At 73.5% G+C, this 19,622-nt stretch carries 18 protein-coding genes, 1 tRNA gene and 1 pseudogene; 8 read left to right on the forward strand and 12 right to left on the reverse strand.

From position 1 onward, the window contains the following. Window positions 1-4: 4 nt before the first annotated feature. The 4 genes from OG802_RS13170 to OG802_RS13185 all read right to left on the reverse strand — a co-directional run bounded on the left by OG802_RS13170 (window position 5) and on the right by OG802_RS13185 (window position 4,068). Window positions 5-472 carry a DUF3592 domain-containing protein gene (locus OG802_RS13170; RefSeq protein WP_329410293.1) on the reverse strand — a complete coding sequence of 156 codons (468 nt, stop codon included), beginning with the start codon at window positions 470-472 and terminating at the stop codon, window positions 5-7. 110 nt (window positions 473-582) lie between these two features. Continuing rightward, window positions 583-1,212, reverse strand: a complete 630-nt coding sequence (locus OG802_RS13175) for a lytic polysaccharide monooxygenase auxiliary activity family 9 protein (RefSeq protein ID WP_329410295.1) — start codon at window positions 1,210-1,212, stop codon at window positions 583-585. Between the two features lie 108 nt (window positions 1,213-1,320). After that, window positions 1,321-2,427: an SPFH domain-containing protein gene (locus OG802_RS13180; protein WP_329410297.1), complete on the reverse strand. Its 1,107-nt coding sequence runs from the start codon at window positions 2,425-2,427 to the stop codon at window positions 1,321-1,323. Between the two features lie 201 nt (window positions 2,428-2,628). After that, on the reverse strand, window positions 2,629-4,068 hold the full coding sequence (locus tag OG802_RS13185) for a peptidoglycan-binding protein (RefSeq protein WP_329410299.1): 1,440 nt from the start codon (window positions 4,066-4,068) through the stop codon (window positions 2,629-2,631). Between the two features lie 204 nt (window positions 4,069-4,272). Here OG802_RS13185 and OG802_RS13190 point away from each other — a divergent pair. Next, window positions 4,273-4,346, forward strand: a tRNA-Lys gene (locus tag OG802_RS13190). Window positions 4,347-4,642: 296 nt separating this feature from the next. On the opposite strand, the gene OG802_RS13195 is transcribed toward OG802_RS13190, so the two are convergent. From OG802_RS13195 to OG802_RS13210, 4 genes are all read right to left on the reverse strand, one after another. Beyond that, window positions 4,643-5,431: a hypothetical protein gene (locus OG802_RS13195; RefSeq protein WP_329410301.1), complete on the reverse strand. Its 789-nt coding sequence runs from the start codon at window positions 5,429-5,431 to the stop codon at window positions 4,643-4,645. A 104-nt stretch (window positions 5,432-5,535) separates the two neighbouring features. Continuing rightward, window positions 5,536-6,315 carry an HAD-IIA family hydrolase gene (locus OG802_RS13200; protein WP_329410304.1) on the reverse strand — a complete coding sequence of 260 codons (780 nt, stop codon included), beginning with the start codon at window positions 6,313-6,315 and terminating at the stop codon, window positions 5,536-5,538. A gap of 176 nt (window positions 6,316-6,491) precedes the next feature. Then, on the reverse strand, window positions 6,492-7,409 hold the full coding sequence (locus tag OG802_RS13205) for an LPXTG cell wall anchor domain-containing protein (protein WP_329410306.1): 918 nt from the start codon (window positions 7,407-7,409) through the stop codon (window positions 6,492-6,494). Between the two features lie 320 nt (window positions 7,410-7,729). Next, window positions 7,730-8,968: an ROK family transcriptional regulator gene (locus tag OG802_RS13210; protein ID WP_329410308.1), complete on the reverse strand. Its 1,239-nt coding sequence runs from the start codon at window positions 8,966-8,968 to the stop codon at window positions 7,730-7,732. 82 nt (window positions 8,969-9,050) lie between these two features. Between OG802_RS13210 and OG802_RS13215 the strand changes: the two genes are divergently transcribed. Then, a complete protein-coding gene (locus tag OG802_RS13215; protein WP_329410310.1) occupies window positions 9,051-10,127 on the forward strand; it encodes a Gfo/Idh/MocA family protein in 1,077 nt (358 codons plus the stop codon). Continuing rightward, complete coding sequence (locus OG802_RS13220) at window positions 10,127-10,633, forward strand: heme-degrading domain-containing protein (protein ID WP_329410312.1); 507 nt, start codon at window positions 10,127-10,129, stop codon at window positions 10,631-10,633. The genes OG802_RS13215 and OG802_RS13220 overlap by 1 nt, the downstream gene beginning before the upstream one ends. 391 nt (window positions 10,634-11,024) lie before the next feature. On the opposite strand, the gene OG802_RS13225 is transcribed toward OG802_RS13220, so the two are convergent. From OG802_RS13225 to OG802_RS13235, 3 genes are all read right to left on the reverse strand, one after another. Continuing rightward, a complete protein-coding gene (locus OG802_RS13225; RefSeq protein ID WP_329410314.1) occupies window positions 11,025-11,882 on the reverse strand; it encodes a fumarylacetoacetate hydrolase family protein in 858 nt (285 codons plus the stop codon). Between the two features lie 115 nt (window positions 11,883-11,997). Further along, window positions 11,998-12,696 (reverse strand): YidC/Oxa1 family membrane protein insertase, encoded by a 699-nt coding sequence (locus OG802_RS13230; protein ID WP_329417037.1) that lies wholly within the window; start codon window positions 12,694-12,696, stop codon window positions 11,998-12,000. A gap of 131 nt (window positions 12,697-12,827) precedes the next feature. Beyond that, window positions 12,828-13,145 (reverse strand): DUF6412 domain-containing protein, encoded by a 318-nt coding sequence (locus tag OG802_RS13235; RefSeq protein WP_329410316.1) that lies wholly within the window; start codon window positions 13,143-13,145, stop codon window positions 12,828-12,830. A 295-nt stretch (window positions 13,146-13,440) separates the two neighbouring features. On the opposite strand from OG802_RS13235, the gene OG802_RS13240 reads away from it, so the two are divergent. From OG802_RS13240 to OG802_RS13250, 3 genes and pseudogenes are all read left to right on the forward strand, one after another. Continuing rightward, window positions 13,441-14,196 (forward strand): hypothetical protein, encoded by a 756-nt coding sequence (locus OG802_RS13240; protein ID WP_329410318.1) that lies wholly within the window; start codon window positions 13,441-13,443, stop codon window positions 14,194-14,196. After that, window positions 14,189-14,572, forward strand: a complete 384-nt coding sequence (locus tag OG802_RS13245) for a GntR family transcriptional regulator (protein WP_329410320.1) — start codon at window positions 14,189-14,191, stop codon at window positions 14,570-14,572. Before OG802_RS13240 ends, OG802_RS13245 begins: the two co-directional genes overlap by 8 nt. A 113-nt stretch (window positions 14,573-14,685) precedes the next feature. After that, a pseudogene (locus tag OG802_RS13250) lies at window positions 14,686-15,528 on the forward strand (DUF817 domain-containing protein); the annotation flags it as partial. A 120-nt stretch (window positions 15,529-15,648) separates the two neighbouring features. On the opposite strand, the gene OG802_RS13255 reads toward OG802_RS13250, so the two are convergent. Then, window positions 15,649-16,485, reverse strand: a complete 837-nt coding sequence (locus tag OG802_RS13255; RefSeq protein ID WP_329410322.1) for a class E sortase — start codon at window positions 16,483-16,485, stop codon at window positions 15,649-15,651. A 346-nt stretch (window positions 16,486-16,831) separates the two neighbouring features. Here OG802_RS13255 and OG802_RS13260 point away from each other — a divergent pair, with 346 nt between their 5' ends. Both OG802_RS13260 and OG802_RS13265 read left to right on the forward strand, forming a co-directional pair. Next, complete coding sequence (locus OG802_RS13260; RefSeq protein ID WP_329410324.1) at window positions 16,832-18,307, forward strand: glycoside hydrolase; 1,476 nt, start codon at window positions 16,832-16,834, stop codon at window positions 18,305-18,307. 98 nt (window positions 18,308-18,405) lie between these two features. Continuing rightward, complete coding sequence (locus OG802_RS13265) at window positions 18,406-19,425, forward strand: hypothetical protein (RefSeq protein WP_329410326.1); 1,020 nt, start codon at window positions 18,406-18,408, stop codon at window positions 19,423-19,425. The last annotated feature ends 197 nt before the right edge of the window (window positions 19,426-19,622 follow it).

Raw genomic sequence — 19,622 nt, forward strand, 5'->3', positions numbered from 1 at the left:
AGGGCTACGGCATCCGCATCAGATCGCCCGCCTCGTCGAACATCAGGTGGACGCCGATCATGAAGAAGACGCAGAAGGCGAGGACGGCGCCCAGGAAGCCCAGCACGCATCCCGACTCGGCGAGGAGCCGGCCGCGGGCCGGGGCCTTGGCGGTCGCCTCCTCGGGACGGTCCGCCGCGTAGTGGACGGTGACGATGTCGCCCTCCAGGATCGTCCCCGGGCCGTCCACCTCCTCGAAGCGCACGACCCGGCCGTCGCGGGTGGTGAACTCGAAGACCTGGTGCAGGGTCGTGCCGATCGAGGTGTCACCGCCTCCGCTGAGCGTCGTGTACGCCCGCAGGCAGCGCGCCTCCGCGGTCAGGCCGCTGGCCCAAGCGCGGTCGATCCGCCGGGACTTGACCAGCACCCGGGACATGACGAACAGCAGGCCCGCCGCCATGATGCCCGGGATGATGTAGAAGAACGCTTCCATGGATTCCCCCGATGTTCCCTGTAGGCCGGCTTGGTCGAGCCGGCGTGCAGGGAACGTACCCGTGCGCGGGCACGGGGGACCTCAAGCGATGCTCAGGAATGCCGTCCCGTTCAGAACGTGACGTCCGAGCACGCGTAGAAGGCGTTGGCCGTGTCGGCGATCGTCCACACCGCGACGATCACGTGACGTCCGCTGAGCCCGGACGGCAGCGTGCCGCTGTGGGAGAGGGTCGACGGGGGCCGCTGACCGCCGTAGGGCACGGTCAGGAACGGGGTGAGGGTGAGATCGGAGCGGGCCAGGTTGTGGTTCTGGTTCCAGCCCTGCCGGGTGACGTAGTACGTGAAGCCGGTCGTGGCGTGCATCGCGGTGAACTGCCAGCGGAAGGTGTAGCTCTGACCGCCGGTCAGCCTGGTCGTGGGCCATGCCCCGCCCGAGGGGGTCCTCGCGCTGTCGAGCTGGGCGAAGCGGGTGTTGCCGCCGGAACAGATCCGGCCGTCCGCGGGGCCGGAGGCCGGGAAGCCCTTCGGCCCCTCGACGCTCTGCGGCTCCCACTGGATGTCGCCGCAGTTGGCGACCGAGCCGTTCTGGCAGAGCTTCTGCCGGCTCACGGGGAGGTCGGTGTAGCCGTGGCCGCTCGCGCCCCCGGCCGTGAGCACGAAGGCCCCCGCCGTGGTGAGTCCGAGCGCGGCCGCGTACCACCTGGTCTTCTTGCCGGTTCCTCTTCGGGTCTTCTCGCGCATGCTGGCGCTCCTGGTGAACGTGGGGAGTTCAGGAGTTCGGTGAACCGTGCCGTGCAGGTCTAGACCAAGTTCGAGATTATTGCCGATTCTTGGCCATGTCCAGACCAATCACGCCGGCTCCTGCCGCCCCGCGCAGAACGCCACCGTCAGGTCCTTCACCAGCGCCTTGCGCTCGTAGTCGTCCAGCTCCACCAGCCCCCGCATCGTCAGCCGGGTCACCGTGTCCTCCACCGAGTCGACCACGGACGTCAGCACCGTCGCCCGGTGCTGGGCGTCGAGCGCGGCGATCCGGCGGCGGTGCATCGCGGCGGCCACCTCGGGCGCGTACTCGATCCGGACCGGCCGCACCGAGAACACCTCCAGACCGATCGCACCGGCCTCCCCCGCCACCAGCCTGCTCAACGCCTCCCCCGACGCCTCCACCGAACCCCGCCCCGCCCCCGGCGTCTCCACCGGGACCCGCGCCAGCGCCGCCTCCACGCACTCGCGCAGATACGTCTCGTGGTCCTCCACGCCCAGCGTGGCCCGCGCGGTGTCCCGCACCCGCCACACCACCAGCGCCACCACCCGCAGAGCCACACCGCTGCCGTCCGCGGCGGGCATCGGCTCACTGCGCCAGTGCCGCAGCCGCACGTCCACCCGGCGGCGCAGCAGCAGCGGGTTCACCCACAGCAGGCCGGTGCGCCGCACGGTCCCCCGGTAGCGGCCGAACAGGCCGAGCACCCAGGCCCGGCCGGTCCGGCCCCGGGCGAGCCCGCCGAAGCCGAACAGCCCCAGCGCGCCCGCCCCCGCGTACACCGCCCACTGCGCGGGCCCCAGCCCCGCGCCCGCGAACTCCGGCAGCCGCAGCGCCCGCACCGCGACCCGCGGCAGCACCCCGGCCCACCACGAGGCGGCCACACAGCCCGCCACCCCGCAGGCCCCGGCGAACACGCCCAGGACGCCCGGCAGCACCCGGGCCGGCCGCTCCACCAGGCCGGGGTCGACCTGCGCCGCCGGACGCGGCTTGACCGACGCGGGGCGGCGCAGCCGCGGCTGCTCCCCGGTGCCCGTCCGGCTGCCCACCACGGCGGGCGCCAGCGGCACGGGCCGCGGCTCCGGCTCGTCGCGGAACAACAGATGGACGGGGATCTCGGTGGTCGTCTCGTTCTGGATGAGCCGGGCGGGCCGGGCCGGCCCCTCGGGCTCGGGTGTCGGTGAAGTGGTCGTGTGCACTGCGTGCCTCCAGCCTCCGCGCCAGATACGCCATGACAGGGGTGACGAGGGTTACGAGAGTGACGAGGGATGACGAGTGACGAGGGTGACGACGGGGGACGGGGGTGACGGGGGTGACGGGTGACGAGGGGGACGGTGGTGACGAGGGGGACGGGGGTGACGGGTGACGAGGGGGACGGTCGTGACGAGGGTGACGGGCGGCTACGAGAAGAGGCGGCGCCAGGTCTCGGGGCCCGGGTAGCCGTCGGCGGCGCCGCCGCGCCAGCCCTGGGCACGCTGGAAGGCCTCGACCGCGCGCCGGTCCGCCTCGCCCCACAGCGGACCCGGACCCGCCGTGTAGAAGCGGCCGAACCCCTTCGCCACCAGCCGCCTCCCCAACTGCGTGACGGACGCGCTCCGCACCCCCGGCCGGAACGCCGCCCGGCCCGGATACGCGGGAACGCGTGCCCCGGCGGGCGTGCCGTGCGCCCCCGCCGCACCGCTCCCCGCCCCCGCGCCCGCACCCGCACCGGTGTTGCCGGCCCCGGCCGCGGGGGACTGCCCGCCGGAGGCGGACCCGCCGCCGGCCCCGATGTTCCGGCCCTTGCCGGTGACCAGCAGCGACCAGGTCCGCGGGCCCGGCAGGCCGTCGGCGTCGGCCCCGCTCCAGCCCTGCGCCAGCTGGAACGCCTGCGTTGCCCTGCCGTCCGCCGCCGACCAGCGCGGGCCGGGCCCCGAGCCGTAGAAGCGCCCGCCGCCGCGCTCGACGAGGAGCCGGCCGAGCAGGGTGACGTACGCGTTGTCCGCGCCGGGTCCGAAGGCCGCCCGCCCCGGGAACGGCGTCGTCGGCGCACTCCCGCCCGCGGCCTTGCCCTCGCCCCCGTCACCGGCGGCCGCCGCTTCCGCGCCGGCCGGCGGGGGTGTGGTGAGCCCCTTGTAGCGATAGGGGATGTACTGGTCCGAATGGCTCCAATAGGCATAGGGAGTGGCCTGGCGGCGAGTGGTCGGACGGGTCTGCTCGTAGACGACGTAGTAGCTGTGCGTGTAGTCCGTCCAGCCCCCGAAAAGGACCACGTGCGAGCCTTTCTCGGGGTCGGACGCGTTATGGAACAGCAGAATGTCGCCGGGCTGGAGTTCCTCCTTGGTAATCCTCGTGCCGAACTGGTTGAGGCTGCCCGTCCACTCGTTGCCGGGCAGGTTCCAGGCCATGGAGACGAATCCGGAGCAGTCCTGCCGGTAACCGTCGTACCAGTAGGCGCTCATGCTGTACGGAACCTGCGCCGAAACCCACAACTTCGCCCGCCGGACGATGTCCGCCCGGGTGGTCGGGGGCGTCCGGACCGGTCCCGTCACCCCCGGCGGACGCGCCGGCTGTCCGGCCGGCCCGTGCAGCGGCGCCTTGCGTCCCTGCGGGGTCGCGGGTTCGTCACCTGCGGGAACACGCGGCCGGGCCGGCGCCTGCGGTGCGGCGACGACGGGTGCGGCGTGAGCCGCGCCGAGCGCCGCGGCCGTCGCGGTGGCGACGACCAGGGCGCGGCGGGCGGAGGGGCAGCCGCCGAACACGGCGGGCGGGGAAAGGCGGCCCGCCCGCCGCCGCGCCGCGCATCCGGGGCAGTCGCAGTCGCTCTCGGGATCGAATTCCTCGAATACCGGAGCCTCCATGCGATTCCCCTCACACTGCAGCTGGAAATGTCCGCGACTGTGCACGCCCGCAGTTTCTCAACTGTCTTCCGGACGCGCATGCTGACGGTCCGAACGATGTACGGGGAACCCGCCCGGCCCAATGCGGCCGCCCGCCGTCCGCGGCGCGGGCCGCGGGTGGTCCTGGGCACCCTCGCAGGTCCTGTAGAGTTGTCCCGTCAGCAGGCGCCGCTAGCTCAGTTGGTTAGAGCAGCTGACTCTTAATCAGCGGGTCCGGGGTTCGAGTCCCTGGCGGCGCACAGACATCGAAGGCCTCTCGCGAGAGCGAGGGGCCTTCGTTCGTTTCGCACGTTCGCTGGGTACCTCTTTCTGAAGAGCCCCGGCCGGCCCCGACCGTCCGTGGGCTTCGCGCAGCCTCCCGCGCCGGACGCCGGGTCACTCCCGCAACCCGGGCGCGCGCGGTCGAGGACCGGTCCGGTCGACGGTTTCGGGGGAGCGGGCCGCCGACCGGACCAGGTGACGTCACGCCGGACCCGCCCTGCCTCGCGCGACGACGTCCTGGGCCCGGCCCGCAGGACGACGGCGACGGCGACGGTCAGTCCGCCCCGGGCCGCCGTCGCAGACCACGGAACGCGACGACGGCCGCGGCGACGCCCGCGAGCACCAGCCCGACGACGGCCTGCACCGTCCCCGGACCGCGACCGTCCACCCGCACCTCCTCGACCGAGGCCGGCGGAGCCGCCCCGCCCCCGCCCGCCCGCACCGGAGCCACGGGCGAGGCCGACACAACGGGAGACGAGGGAGGGGCGGTAGGGGCGGGAGGGGCGGGAATGACTGACGCGGCGAGAGGCGCCGGAGGGCCGGCGGGGAACGGAGAAGCGGGAGGAACCGGACGGGCGGACGGGGCGTCCGAGTCCCGGGCAGCCCCGGTGCCGGCACCGGCACCCGCCCCGGCATCGGCTGCCGCACCGGCCCCGGCTCGGGCTCCGGCCACCGGCTTCTGCACCTCGATCCGGCTCCGGGTCTTCCCGCCCTTCGCCGGACCGCCCTCGCAGGTGATCCGCACGTCGTAGCCGCCCGCGGCGAGCGAGGAGCGGACCCGGGTGTCGCCGACGAGGGCGCCTCCGGCGTCGTCCGCGACGACGAGCCGCGCGTCCGCCACGAAGGCGGCCGAAGCCGCGGTGGCCGTCCTGCCGCGGCACCCGGTGGCCTTCAGCGTGACCTCGGATCCCGGCGACGGCCTGGCCGGCGTCACGGACACACCGCCGCCCCCGCCCCGGCCCGCCGTGTCACGGCCGCCGTCGCCCGAGGCGTGCCCCGCGGGGACGAGCACCGCGGCGACGACCGCGGCGCCCGCACAGACAGTGATCTTCAAGGAACCCATCGTGAACCTCCAGCTCTCTGGAGACTCCCCCGCCGTGACCCCCGGCGCATCCTGCTGCGGGACGCCGCTGCTCCGTACGGGTGGGCAGCGCGCCGCCGCGGGTTTCAGATCCGGTCGACGAGGTCCGCGATCGAGTCCACGACCTTCGACGGGCGGTACGGAAAGTCCTCGACCTGCTCGGGGCGGGTCAGGCCGGTGAGGACCAGGAAGGTCTGCATCCCGGCCTCCATGCCCGCCAGCACGTCGGTGTCCATGCGGTCGCCGATCATCGCGCTGGTCTCGGAGTGGGCGCCGATGGTGTTCAGCCCGGTGCGCATCATCAGCGGGTTGGGCTTGCCCGCGAAGTACGGGTTCTTGCCGGTGGCCTTGGTGATCAGCGCGGCGACCGCCCCCGTGGCCGGCAGCGCGCCCTCGGCGGAGGGGCCGGTCTCGTCGGGGTTGGTGCAGATGAAGCGGGCCCCGTCGTTGATGAGCCGGACGGCCTTGGTCATGGCCTCGAACGAGTAGGTGCGGGTCTCGCCGAGGACGACGTAGTCGGGCTCGTGGTCGGTGAGGATGTAGCCGATGTCGTGCAGCGCGGTGGTCAGGCCCGCCTCGCCGATGACGTACGCGGTGCCCTCGGGCCGCTGGTCGTCGAGGAACTGGGCGGTGGCCAGCGCGGACGTCCAGATGTTCTCGATCGGCACGTCCAGACCCATCCGCCGCAGACGGGCGTGCAGGTCGCGCGGGGTGTAGATCGAGTTGTTGGTGAGGACCAGGAACGGCTTTCCGGACTCGCGCAGTCTCTTCAGGAAGGCGTCGGCGCCGGGGATCGGAACGCCCTCGTGGATGAGCACACCGTCCATGTCGGTGAGCCACGACTCGATGGGCCTGCGGTCTGCCATGTGCGGGGTCTCCCTGCCGTACGCGAGTACGCGGTTGCTGCGCGTGCACGCGGTCGCTGCGTGCGCCTCAGCCTAGTCACAGGCCCGATCTTGAGGGAATGGCCGGTTCCGGACCGTCCACCGGCTGGGACGCGGGGCAGCGGGCGGGCGAGCGCGCAGGCGAGCGTGGGGGCGGTTCAACGGCGCCGACGGGCCAGCAGCAAGGCCGCGCCGGCGGTGAGGAGGCAGCCGGCGGCCGCGGCGAGCACCGCAGGCGACGTCAGGCCGGTGCGCGCCAGCTCGGCGGCCTCGTCGGCGAGGGAGAGGCCGCCGGTGCCGGCGGAGGCGGAGGGGTCGGGACGGGGGACGGGGGGTGTCGCGTCACCGGCCGCGGCCCCGCCCGTGGCGTCGCTCCTCGGGTCGGCCGGCGTACGGGCCGTCGTCCCGGCTGTCGTCCCGGCCGTGGGAGCGGTGGCGGCGTCGGTGGCCGGGCCGGTCGTGGGGTCCTTCGTGTCGCGGCCCGTGGCCGGGCCGGAGTCCGCCTCGACCGCGAAGCGGTAGTCGTTGGACTGCCCGATCCAGTCGCCGTCGTCGCCGTGCCGCTGGACGACCGCCGCGTTGGCGGTGACGGCGTTGGCCTCGGCGTCCGGGGCCAGGGCGAGTCGCAGCTTGACGGTGAGGGTCCGGCCCGGGCCCACGCTGAACCCGGAGAAGGCGGCGGAGGCGTCGTCGCCGCCGGTGAAGGCGCCGACGAGTTCGTCGTCGTCCGTGTGCTCGAAGCGGACCGGCCAGGGGCGGCCGCCGGCGTAGAAGTCCAGCCGCGGCTGGGACGGTTTCAGTTTCCGTCCGGCGTCGACCAGGACGACCACCGGATGGATCGCGGCGCAGGTGCGGCGGGTGGTGTTGGTGAGGTCCAGATACCAGACGCCGTATCCGCCGCCCGCCCGGTAGGAGGCCGGGCCGCCGTGGATACGGGTCCTGAGGGGGAAGTCACCGGCGGCGGCGCCGGAACAGCCCGGACCGGGTTCCGCCTGGGCGGGCGCGGAGAGGAGGGCGGCGGGGAGGAAGGCGGCGGCCGCGGCGAGGCACAGGGAGACGGGCGGGCACAGTCGCATGAATACGTGAGCCTGCCCGGCCTCCCGCCCCGCACCCCGAAGGCGCACCGCACGACCGTGCGAATCCCCTCGTTCGGACGAGCCCGGCCTGAACTGCCGGGCCCGGCCGGTTCACCCCGCTCGGGCCCGGTTCACCCCGCTCGGGCCCGGTTCACCCCGCTCGAGCCCGGTTCACCTCGGTCAGGCTCGGGGCGTGGCCGCGTCGGACCGCCCGGCCGCCGTGCCGGACCACATCGGAGCGCCCGCCCGACAGTCGTGCCAGACCGCCGTGCCAGACCGCCGTGCCGGGCCACCGCGCCGGGCCGCCGTGCCGGACCGTGTCAGCCCGTCTCGCGGCCGAAGAGGGGGGCCAGGAGCAGTTGGGCCGCGCCCCGGGCCACCGCGCCGGCGCCGTGAGGGGCGAGGCGGACCCGGACGGCGTCCTCCGGCGAGCCCTCCCTGCGGGCCCGGGCCCGCAGAACGGCCGTCACACCGTGGAGGAAGGGTTCCGGCGCGGCCGCGATCGCGCGGCCGCCGAGCAGCACGGCGTCGATGTCGAGCAGCCCGGCCAGGTTCGCCGCGGCCTCGCCGAGGACGCGCGCCGCCTCACCGGTGTCCCCCCGGCCGAGGGCGGCCAGGCACAGGGCCTCGACACAGCCCCGATTGCCGCAGGAGCAGGGCGGCCCGTCCAGCTGGATGACCTGGTGCCCGAACTCACCCGCGCCGGTGCGCGCGCCACGGTGCAGGGTCCCGCCGATGACGAGTCCCGCGCCGAGGCCGGTGCCCAGATGGACGCAGGCGAAGGAGCCGCCCTCGCCGTCGACCGCGAGACCGAGCGCGGCCGCGTTGGTGTCCTTGTCGACGACCACCGGTGCGCCGAGCCGCTCCGCCAGGGCGTCGCGCAACGGGAACCCGTCCCATTCGGGGAAGCCGGTGACCCGGTGCAGCACCCCCCGGGCATGGTCGAGCGGCCCGGGAAGGGCCACCCCGACCCCGAGAAGGGCCGGCGCGACGGGGATGCGGTCCGGCGTGACGGCAGCCACGGCAATGCCGTGCGCGGCCACCGCGGAGGACTCCGCTACCGCTGCCGTCGTTCCCGCCCCGGCCGCCTCTGCCCCTGCCGCTACCGCTGCCGCTGTGGAAGGGGCGTCGGGGGGGCCGGCTGCAAGGAGCCGTGTCACCTCCCGTGTCACCGCGTCCAGCACCGGCCGCGCCCCGGCCCCCAGGGACAGCGGCGTGCGCCGCTCCCGCACCACTCGTCCGTCGAGTCGGGCGAGCACCACCCTCAGCTCGTCGCGGTCGAGGTGGACCCCGACGGCGTGGCCCGCCTCGGGCACCAGCCGCAGCACCGTGCGCGGCTTGCCGCCGGTGGACGCGCGGCGGCCCGCCTCCGCCGCCAGCCCCTCCTGCCGCAGCCGTGCGGTGATCTTGCTGACGGCCTGCGGGGTGAGCCCGGTGCGCTCGGCGAGTTCCAGGCGGCTGATGCCGTCCCCGCCCGCCGTGCGCAGCAGGTCGAGCACGAGCGCGGTGTTGTGGCTGCGCAGGCCCAGGAGGTTGACGCCTGCGTCCGTCCTGTTCACTGCCGGCCTCCGGCGGTCCTGTTCACGGGCCCATTCTGCCCCCTGCTTGCACTTTGGCAACAGCGTTGCGAAAGTGGGGACCATGACAGGTACTCCTCTCCGCGTGGGTCTGATCGGCTACGGCCTGGCCGGTTCCGTCTTCCACGCCCCGCTGATCGCGGCCACCGAGGGCCTCGTCCTCGACACGGTGGTCACCTCGAACCCCGAGCGGCAGGAGCAGGCCCGCGCCGAGTTCCCGGACGTACGGGTCGCCGTCTCCGCCGACGAGTTGCTCGCGCGCGCCGACGAGCCGGATCTGGTCGTCATCGCCTCCCCCAACAAGACGCACGTCCCGCTCGCGACCGCCGCGCTGAAGGCCGGCCTGCCGGTCGTCGTCGACAAGCCGGTCGCGGGCACGGCGGCCGAGGCGCGTGAGCTGGCCGCCCTCGCCGAGGAGCGCGGGCTGCTCCTGTCCGTCTTCCACAACCGCCGCTGGGACAACGACTTCCTGACCCTGCGCAAGCTGCTGGACGAGGGCGAACTGGGCGACGTGTGGCGGTTCGAGTCCCGGTTCGAGCGGTGGCGGCCGCTGCCGAAGGGCGGCTGGCGGGAGTCCGGCGACCCCGCAGAGATCGGAGGTCTGCTCTACGATCTCGGCAGTCACGTCGTCGACCAGGCGCTGGTCCTCTTCGGCCCGGCGCGGTCCGTGTACGCGGAGGCCGACGTCCGCCGGCCCGGGGCGCAGACCGACGACGACACCTTCATCGCGCTGACCCACGCGAGCGGGGTCCGGTCCCACCTGTACGTCTCGGCGACGACCGCCCAACTCGGCCCGCGGTTCCGGGTGCTGGGCTCGAAGGCGGGCTATGTGAAGTACGGCCTCGACCCGCAGGAGGCGGCGCTGCGGGAGGGCGAGCGGCCCGGCGGCACGGGGGCGGACTGGGGCACGGAGCCCGAGGAGCTGTGGGGCCGGGTGGGCGCCGGGGAGTCCCCGCTCACCGGCGGCGGGCGACCCGAACGGACCCTCCCCGGCGACTACCCGGCCTACTACGCTGCGGTGGCCAGGGCACTGACCGACGGCGGCCCCAACCCGGTGACCGCCGTCGAGGCGGCCGCCGCCCTCGACGTCCTGGAGGCGGCCCGCCGTTCGGCACGAGACAAGGTGGCGGTGACGCTGTAATGGGCACCCACGAACTCACCCCCAAGTTCACCCCGGAGATCACCCCGAGTCTGGAGGAGCTCCAGGCCCAGGAACGGCGGCTCGTCTTCCGCCGGTTCACGCATGACGACGCGTGGGCGCTCGGCTCGCTCCTGGTGGAGCTGGCCCGCGAGCGCCAGGCGCCGGTCGCCGTCGACATCCACCGCGCCGGCCAGCAGCTGTTCCACGCGGCGCTGCCCGGATCGGCCCCCGACAACGACGCCTGGATCGCGCGCAAGCGCCGGGTGGTCGAGCGCTTCGGCGCCTCGTCCTACCTGGTCGGGACGCGCTACCGCGCCAAGGGCACGACGTTCGAGGACTCCTCCCGCCTGGACCCGGACACGTACGCGGCCCACGGCGGCTCCTTCCCGATCACCGTGGACGGAGTGGGCGTGATCGGCGCGGTGACGGTCTCGGGCCTGCCCCAACTGGAAGACCACCGCTTCGTGGTGGAGGCACTGGAACAGTTCCTGGAAAAGGACCTGTAGGCCCCCACAGCGGCGCCCCCACCCTGAGAGGGGCGGGGGCGCACCCCTGACCGGCTCCGGAGAGACACCTTGAGAGGGGCGGGGGCCGCCTCCCTGATCACTCCGCAGGAGCGCCTTGAGGGGCGCGGGGAACTGCGCGCCCAGCCACGAACGGCCCGCACCCGACGGACGACCGCACCCCCACCCCGCCCTGATCGCTCCGCAGGAGCGCCTCAGGGGCGCGGGGAACTGCGCGCCCAGCCACGAACGGCCCGCACCCGACGGACGACCGCAGCCCCCACCCCCTCGGTCCCGCCCGGACAGCCCCGCCCGGCCGGGACCGCCGGCCCCGTGGAGGCCCCCGGCCCGGTGGGCCCCCCGGCCCGGAACTCCGCCCGCACCCAGCGGAGCGCTACGCGTCCTTGAACGCCTGCCGCTGCCTCCCCAGCCCCTCGATCTCCAGTTCCACCACGTCCCCGGCCCGCAGGAACGGCTTGGGCTCGGGTGCGCCCAGCGCCACGCCCGCGGGCGTCCCGGTGTTGATGACGTCACCGGGGTACAGGGTCATGAACTGGCTGACGTAGCGCACGACCTCCCCTACGGGGAAGATCTGCTCGGCCGTGGTGCCGTCCTGCTTCAGCTCGCCGTTCACCCAGAGTTTCAGGGACAGGCTCTGCGGGTCGGGGACCTCGTCGGCGGTCACCAGCCAGGGCCCCAGCGGGTTGAACGTCTCGCAGTTCTTCCCCTTGTCCCAGGTTCCGCCGCGCTCGATCTGGAACTCCCGCTCGGACACGTCGTGGGCGACGGCGTACCCGGCGACGTGCGCGAGCCCCTCCTCGGCCGACTCCAGGTAGCGGGCCGTGCGCCCGATGACGACCGCCAGCTCGACCTCCCAGTCCGTCTTGACGGACCGGCGCGGCACCAGAACGGTGTCGTACGGCCCCACGACGGTGTCCGCCGCCTTGAAGAAGACGACGGGCTCGGCGGGCGGCTCGGCCCCCGTCTCCCGCGCGTGGTCGTGGTAGTTCAGCCCGATGCACACGATCTTGCCGATCCGCGCGAGCGGCGGTCCGACCCGCAGCCCGGTCGCGTCCAGGGCCGGCAGCTCCCCGGACTCGGCGGCGGCCCGGACCCGGCCGAGCGCCGCGTCGTCGGCGAGCAGCGCCCCGTCGACGTCCGGGACGACCCCGGAGAGGTCCCGCAGGACCCCGTCGGAGTCGAGCAGCGCGGGACGCTCCGTTCCGGCCGTACCGACTCGCAGCAGCTTCATGGTGACAATCTCCCTCGATCGCGGGTCGTCCGCCGACGGGTGCAGCCATCGGATGACTGGTCGATCCTCCAGACCGGGCGTCCGCTCCGCAATACCCGGTTCACGTACTGGACCGTCACCGGTGGAGGACGGCCCGCTCGACCGCGCTCCACGTCGTGCTCGTGATCACGTACAGCGCGGCGGCCAGCGGCACGACGGCCATGGTGACCAGCGTGAAGAAGGACATGAACGGCATGGCCTTGGTGAGCGCGCCGACGCCGGGCGTCTCCTGGCCGCCGGTCACCGGCGGCGGCGTCCGCCTGGCGCGCAGGTAATTGAAGGACGCGACGGCCGTGACGACGGCGAAGAGCACGAAATAGACCAGCCCTGCCTCGCCGAACGGGCCGCCGTGGGCGAGCGCGTCCGTCCAGCGGTCGCCGAGGGGCGCGGTGAACAGGTGGTGGTCGAGGAGCGCGCGGCCCGCGCCGTCGGCGGAGGAGCCGGAGAAGAGGCGGTAGAGCAGGAAGAACGCGGGGAGCTGGAGCAGGCTGGGCAGGCAGCCGGAGAGCGGCGACACCTTTTCCGCCGCGTGCAGGTCCAGCACCGCCCGCTGGAGTTTCTCGGGGTTCTCGCCGTGCTTCTCGCGCAGTTCCGCGATCCGGGGCTGCAACGCCGCACGCGCCTTCTGCCCCCGGGCGGCGGCCCGGGACAGCGGATGCACGAGGAGTCGTACCGACGCGGTGAACAGGACGATGGCGGCGGCCGCGGACGCGGTGCCGCACAGGGGCTGGAGCAGGTCGGCGAGGTGCTCGACCAGGCCGGCCAGGACGGACACGGGCGCGGACAGAAGTACTGACGGATGTGCGGACATGGGTGAGGAGCCCTCCGGGGGTCTCGTCGTGCCGACGGTCGGGGAATGCGGCATGACGACCCGCGCGGGGTCACGGAGAAGAGGCGGTCCGGGCCCTACGCGGCGGTCGCCGGGAGGGCGTGGCCGGGAGCCCGGGGGCGGGGCCGGCCGGAGGCGTCGGGATCGCGTTGCGGCAGGAAGGCCGTACGCCGGGCCCGGTCCCTGATGGCGGTCCGGACCCGCGTGGGCGGAACGGCGGGCGCGCTGCGCGCGGCGACCAGCGCGCAGACGGCGAGGGCCGATCCGGCGGCGGCGGTCGCGGCGAGCGCGACGGCGGCCGAGACGGCCGGGAGGCCACCGGAGTCCAGGAGGAGGACGTCCACGACGAGCAGCAGCAGAAGGGGGACGGCGCGCGGAAGCGGGACGACACGCACGAGCGGGCGGGACGTCCGTCGCGTCGCCGGACGCGAACGCCGACGCGGGCGCGAGCGCGGGTGCGGCACCGGAACCCGGTCTCGGAACACGTCTCCCCCTCCCCTCCACCGTCGTCGGCAATCGGTCATCGGCAATCGGTCATCGGTTTATACCCCACACCGGCGGCCACGGTCAGGCCCCTCCCCGCCCAAGGCCCTTTTTGTATCAGGGGTTTGACACAAGATCCCGCTCACGGCATCTTGTACTCACCTCTTGTACTTACCACTTGATACAAGTATCCGCCGGGGGCCCGACATGCTCGACACCGTCTCGCCAGAACGCCTGCTGGCCCGCGCCGACCTCTGCGCCCGCTGGGCCGGGTTGACGCTGGGCGCCGTACTCGCACAAGCGCTCGGCGCCATGGACAGCGACGACCTGGCCATGCGCTTCCTCAGCGCGGTCACCGCGTTCGGTCTGTGCGCGGTCGGCGGCGTCCTGCTCGGCGACTCCCTGACGCCGGCTCCGCAGGAAGCGGTCCGCACCGCCGCCCTCGCCCCCCGCCGGGTCCGCGACCACGTCCCGCCCCGGATGGCTCCGCTGCTGCTCTTCCAGACGGCGTGCCTCCTCGTCTTCCTGACGGTCGGATCGCTCGCCGCCTCCCCCGACCCGGCCGGCCGCGCGGGCCGGGCCATCACCGTCACCTGCCGGAGCGTGACCAGACCCCTGAGCCCCTGGCCCGGCCTCTACTACGCCGCTCCCCTCCTCGCCTCCCTCGCCGTCGGCACCGCCGCCTGCGTCTGGGCGCTGCGCCGCATCGCCCACCGCCCCGGCGACAACCAGCAGCGCCACGACCGCTCGTGGGCGATCACCGCGGCCTGGGGGCTGCTGGTCTCCAGCCAGCTGCTGATGGTGCTCGGGATGATCGGCAGAGTGCTGTCCCGCACCACCTGCGCCGGCATGCTCGGCAACCTCACCGCGCTGGTGATCTACCCGCTGAGCCTGGTGACCCTGTTCAGTCTGGGATGGTGCCTGTTCACCATCGTCGTGCCCAGGGCCGTCGGCGATGAGTGAACCCGCGGTCCGCGTGGACACCACGAGCCAGGTGCCGCCGTTCGAGCAGATCCGCGCCCAGCTCGCGGCCCTGATCGTCACCGGACGGCTGACCGAGGGGGAACGGCTGCCGACCGTGCGCCAGCTCGCCGCCGACCTCGGCCTCGCGCCGGGCACCGTGGCCCGCGCCTACCGCGAACTGGAGGCCGCCGAACTCATCCGCACCCGCCGGGGCGCGGGCACCCGAGTGGCGGCGCCCCCGGCCGGACCCGCCCACGCCGATCCCAGCCGGCTCGCCACCCTGGCCCGTGACTTCACCGCCTCCGCCCGTGCCCTGGGCGCGGACACCGAGGCCGTCCTGACCGCCGTCAGAGAGGCCCTGGAGGAAGGGTCGTAGACGAGCGGAGGAGACCGCGAGACGCCCCGGACGGACCGGGCCGAGCGCCCGCGAGGAGTTCCGTGGGGAACCGGCGGGGAACCGGCGGGGAACCCCGGCGACTCTCCATGACCATGCACACGCTCCGCCGCCCCCACGCGACCAAGCGCCGCGCCACAGCCCTGGCCCGGCGCACATCGCGCCTCGCCCGACCCACATGGCGCCCCACCCTGCACGCGTCGAACCGCGTCCGGAGCGCGGCAACGCGCCTGGCCGGGCAGCTGGTGCGCTTCGCCCGGGTCCAGGCGCGCTGCTGCGCGTTCGCGGTCGCGCTGTTCGGCGGCATGGCCGTCTCCAAGCTGCTCGCGTCGCACCTGTCCTTCCCGGTGGCCCGCTACGACCTCCTCCTCGTCTACGGCGTGCTGCTCACCGCCGTGGGCTGCGCGCTCGGCTGGGAGACCCGGCGGGAGGTGGCCGTCGTGGCCGCCTGCCATGTCCTCGGGCTCGCCTTCGAGCTGGTCAAGGTGCGGGTGGGATCCTGGAGCTACCCCGAGTCCGGACTGACCAAGATCGCCGGCGTTCCGCTGTACGGCGGCTTCATGTACGCGGCCGTCGGCAGCTACGTCTGCCGGTCCTGGCGGCTGCTCGACCTCACCCTGACCGGCTACCGCGCCCGCGCCACCGCCTTGACGGCCGTCGGCCTGTACGCCAACTTCCTGAGCCACCACTGGCTGCCCGACCTGCGCCTGCCGCTGGGCGCTCTGCTGCTCGTCGCGACGACGGGGACCTGGGTGCACTTCACGGTCGGCGAGCTGCGCCACCGCATGCCGCTGGCGCTCGCCTTCGCGCTGATCGGCTTCTTCCTCTGGCTCGCCGAGAACATCGCCACCTACCTCGGCGCCTGGACCTACCCGTCCCAGCTCCACGGCTGGGAGCCCGTCCCGGTGTCCAAGTGGATCTCGTGGGCCCTGCTGATCAGCGTCACGTTCGTCATCTGCGGGGCGCGACGCAACGGGCCTCCCCCTTCCGCCCACGCCCACGGCCAGGCTCCCGAAGAAACCCCCTCACACAGCGACGTCCGCTCCACCGACGCGGCGCTACCCGCGGGGACGCGTCGCGACCAGCACGGCCCAGACGACCATGCGGTACCGGGACGTGTACTCGGGCGTGCAGGTGGTGAGGGTCAGATAGCGGCCGGGGGCGTCGTAGCCGTAGGCGGGCCGGGTGAGGGACCGGGGAACGGGCCGGATGACACCCGTGTCACGGGGTGACGTCCGCGGCAGGATCCTGCCGACGACGTAGGTGTAGGCGGCGTTGCGGGTCTCCACCTCCACCTCGTCGCCGCTGCGGAGCCGGTCCAGCCGCCGAAACGGCTCACCGTGGGTGTTGCGATGCCCGGCCACCGCGAAGTTGCCCTGCCGGCCCGGCTGTTGGGTGCCGGCGTAGTGACCGACGTACCCCTTGTCGAGCACGTCCCGCCTGCTCGTGCCCTCGGCGACGGGGACCCGCAGACCGAGACGCGGAATGCGCAGGACGGCGTAGGCCTGCGAGGAACGGGGCGTCCCGCCCGGCCGTGAGTCCCGCGCGCCGCCGCCGGGTCGCCCGAGCCCGCCGCCCGGACCGCCGTCGAGCCCGCCGTCGTCGTCACCCGGGCCGGAACCGGATCCGTCACCAATCCCCGGCCCCGCCCCCTCACCCGCATCCATTCCCGTTCCCGGTCCGGCACCGCCCCCGGCCCCCCACGCCCGCTCCAGCGCCTCCACCCGCCGCTCGGCGCCCTCCCTGGCCTCCCGGTTGGTCCACCACAGCTGATGGACGACGAGGAGCAGCACCAACACCCCGGCGGTGACCAGCACTTCGGCGCCGCTCCAGAGCACCCGCCGGTACCGGGCGCGCCGGCGCCGCGTGCTGTGCTGAACGAGGGGGATCCGCACGCGGGCACGATAGGCGGCGAGGCCCGAGGTCTCCAGACCGTTCGCACGCTCGAACCCGCCGCAGCCCTTCCTCCACAGGTTTGAGAAAGGGCTGTCAGAACTCTCGACAACACCACGGAGCACCCCCGATGCTTCGTGACGCACGGCCCAGCAGCCGCACCACCGCGCAGCCGCATCCCCCACAGACGCAAAGCCACGCACCCACGCACCCACGCACCACCCACGCACCGGCACTGACGCACGCAGGCACTCACGCACTCACGCAGTCAGGCACTTACGGACAGCCGCACCGACGACGCCGGTTGGGACGACCGGGCGTCGATCGCAGTCATGAAGCGGAGAAGTCATGATCCGACGCAGGACACTGCTGACGGCCACCGGAGGCGCGCTCCTCGGAAGCGCCCTCGCGACGGGCACCGCCCGGGCCGACTCCACCGTCGCCGTCAACCCTTCGACGACGTACGGCACATGGGAGGGCTGGGGCACCTCCCTGGCCTGGTGGGCGAACGTCTTCGGCGCCCGGGACGACTTCGCGGACATCTTCTTCACGACCAAGTCGGTGTCCTACAACGGCAGGACCCTCCCCGGCCTCGGCCTCAACATCGCCCGCTACAACCTGGGCGCGTGCAGCTGGAACAGCGTGGGCGGCACGTCGATGGCGGTCTCGCCCAACATCCCCGGCTTCAAGCAGATCGAGGGCTACTGGCAGGACTGGAACAACGAGGACCCGACGTCGTCGGCCTGGGACTGGAGCGCGGACGCCGCCCAGCGCGCGATGCTCCAGAAGGCGGTGTCGCGCGGCGCGACGACGGAGCTGTTCGCCAACTCCCCCATGTGGTGGATGTGCCTGAACCACAACCCGTCCGGCGCCTCGGGCGGCGGGAACAACCTCCAGTCCTGGAACTACCGCCAGCACGCCTCCCACCTGGCGGCGGTCGCCTCGTACGCGAAGGCGAACTGGGGCGTGAACTTCGCGACGGTCGACGCCTTCAACGAACCCTCGTCGTCCTGGTGGACGGCGACCGGGACGCAGGAGGGCTGCCACATGGACGCGACCGTCCAGGCGGCCGTACTCCCCTACCTGCGCAGCGAGTTGGACAAGCGCGGCCTGACGGCGACGAGGATCTCCGCGTCGGACGAGACCAGCTACGACCTGGCCCGCACCACCTGGAACTCCTTCTCGTCGACGACGAAGGGGTACGTCAACCGCGTCAACGTCCACGGCTACCAGGGCTCGGGCGGCCGCCGCGATCTGCTCTACACGGACGTGGTCACGACCGGCGGCAAGGCGCTGTGGAACTCCGAGACCGGCGACAAGGACGGCACCGGCCTCACCATGGCGGGCAACCTGCTCTACGACTTCCGCTGGCTGCACCCGACGGCGTGGGTCTACTGGCAGGTCATGGACCCGTCGGCCGGCTGGGCGATGATCCGGTACGACCCGGACACACTGGCGGCCGGCGCGGTCACCACCAAGTACTACGTGATGGCCCAGTTCAGCCGGCACATCCGTCCCGGCATGACGATCCTCGACACCGGCGTCAGCTATGCGGCGGCGGCACTGGACAGGAACGCGAAGCGCCTGGTCATCGTCGCCGCGAACACGTCGTCCTCGGCCCAGACCCTGACCTTCGACCTGTCCCGCTTCACCACGGTGACGGGCGGCTCGTCGGGCCTGGTCCCCCGCTGGAACACCCTGACGAACGGCTCCGGCGACCTCTACACGTCCCACTCGGACACGCACCTGAGCGGCAAGTCGATCAGCGTCCCGTTCGCGGCGGGCGCGGTGCAGACCCTTCAGGTGGACGGGGTGACGATCTAGGGCAGCCGGTATGGTCCGCGCGCGTGGCGGGACGTCGAGGCGGGCGCTGGCCTGCACATATCTCCATTTCGTCAGTGGGCGGCGCTACGGTGTCATCCATGCGCCCCGACACGCCCGCCGAGAACGTCGACCACACCGCCGAAGCGGCACGCCTGGAGCGGACCGCCGGCCTGTACCCCGAGGACGCGGAAGCCCTGCTGTTGCAGTCCGCGGCCCACCTGGAACTGGCCGGCGACCGCCCCGCCGCGACGACCCTGTACGACCGCCTGCTGTCGTCCTCGGACAGCCTGGAGAACCCGCACCTGATCCGCGCCCTGAAGGCCGCGAACCTGTGGGAGTACGGCCACGAGGCCGAGGCCCGAGCCATCATCGACGGCATCCGCGCCACCGCCCCGCGCGACCCGGCCCCCTGGGTCATCGTCGCCGAGTCGCTGGAGGCCCACGACGAGCTGGAGGCCGCGCACAAGACGTTCACCGAGGGCGTCACCCTGCTCCTGGCGGACGTCCCCGAACCCCCGCCGCACGCCTGCCACCCCCTGCTCTTCGGCCGCCACCGCGTACGCCGCATGCTGGGCGCGGGCCACGACGACTGGGATGTGCTGGCCGACACCCTCCACTCCTCGCCCGTCCCCCTGGACGAGCTGCACGACCCGAAACGCGTCTGGTCCCTGGGCTCGGACAACCCGGCCGAACTGCGGGCGGAGATCTCCCGCCTCCGCGCCGAGCTGGGCGCCTACCGCGAGGAACTGTCCCGCCCGTTCCCGGTGGCGGTCCTGCACTGGCCCACGGACGAGCTGGCGGAACTGGTCGCCGCCTACCCGACGCTGTCGGACGAGTACCCCTCGCACGAGGAGCACCTGGCGACCATAGAGGCGTCCCTGCGCGAACTCGCCGCCTCCGGCACGGCCAACCTGGGCATCGTCACCGGCACGGTCCCCTCCTACGAGGCCTTCGCAGCCTCGGAGGCCTCCTCCCCGGCAGACACCGACCTCCTCCCCCAGTACGCGACGACCCTGGCAGCAAGGGGAAGGGCCACGGAATGGCCGCCGGAACGGGGGGCGGGGTGCTGGTGCGGGTCGGGTCGCCCTTACGGAGGGTGCCACGGGGCGAGCGTGTAACACCGCTCCCGTCACAGTCGAAGGGCCACGGCGAGGTCGAGGGGCCGGCGATCGCCTTCAAGGCGGGCGTCGGTGGCGATCGCCTCGCCCCCTTGCCCGCAGGCGGCCTCTCTCCTGTCCCGCGACGCAGAGTCGACCGTCATTCGATCACTCAGCCCTCCAGTGTCAGCGGCGCCTGCTAGAAACTGTCGTGGCGC

Source organism: Streptomyces sp. NBC_00704 (assembly GCF_036226605.1).
GTDB lineage: Bacteria > Actinomycetota > Actinomycetes > Streptomycetales > Streptomycetaceae > Streptomyces.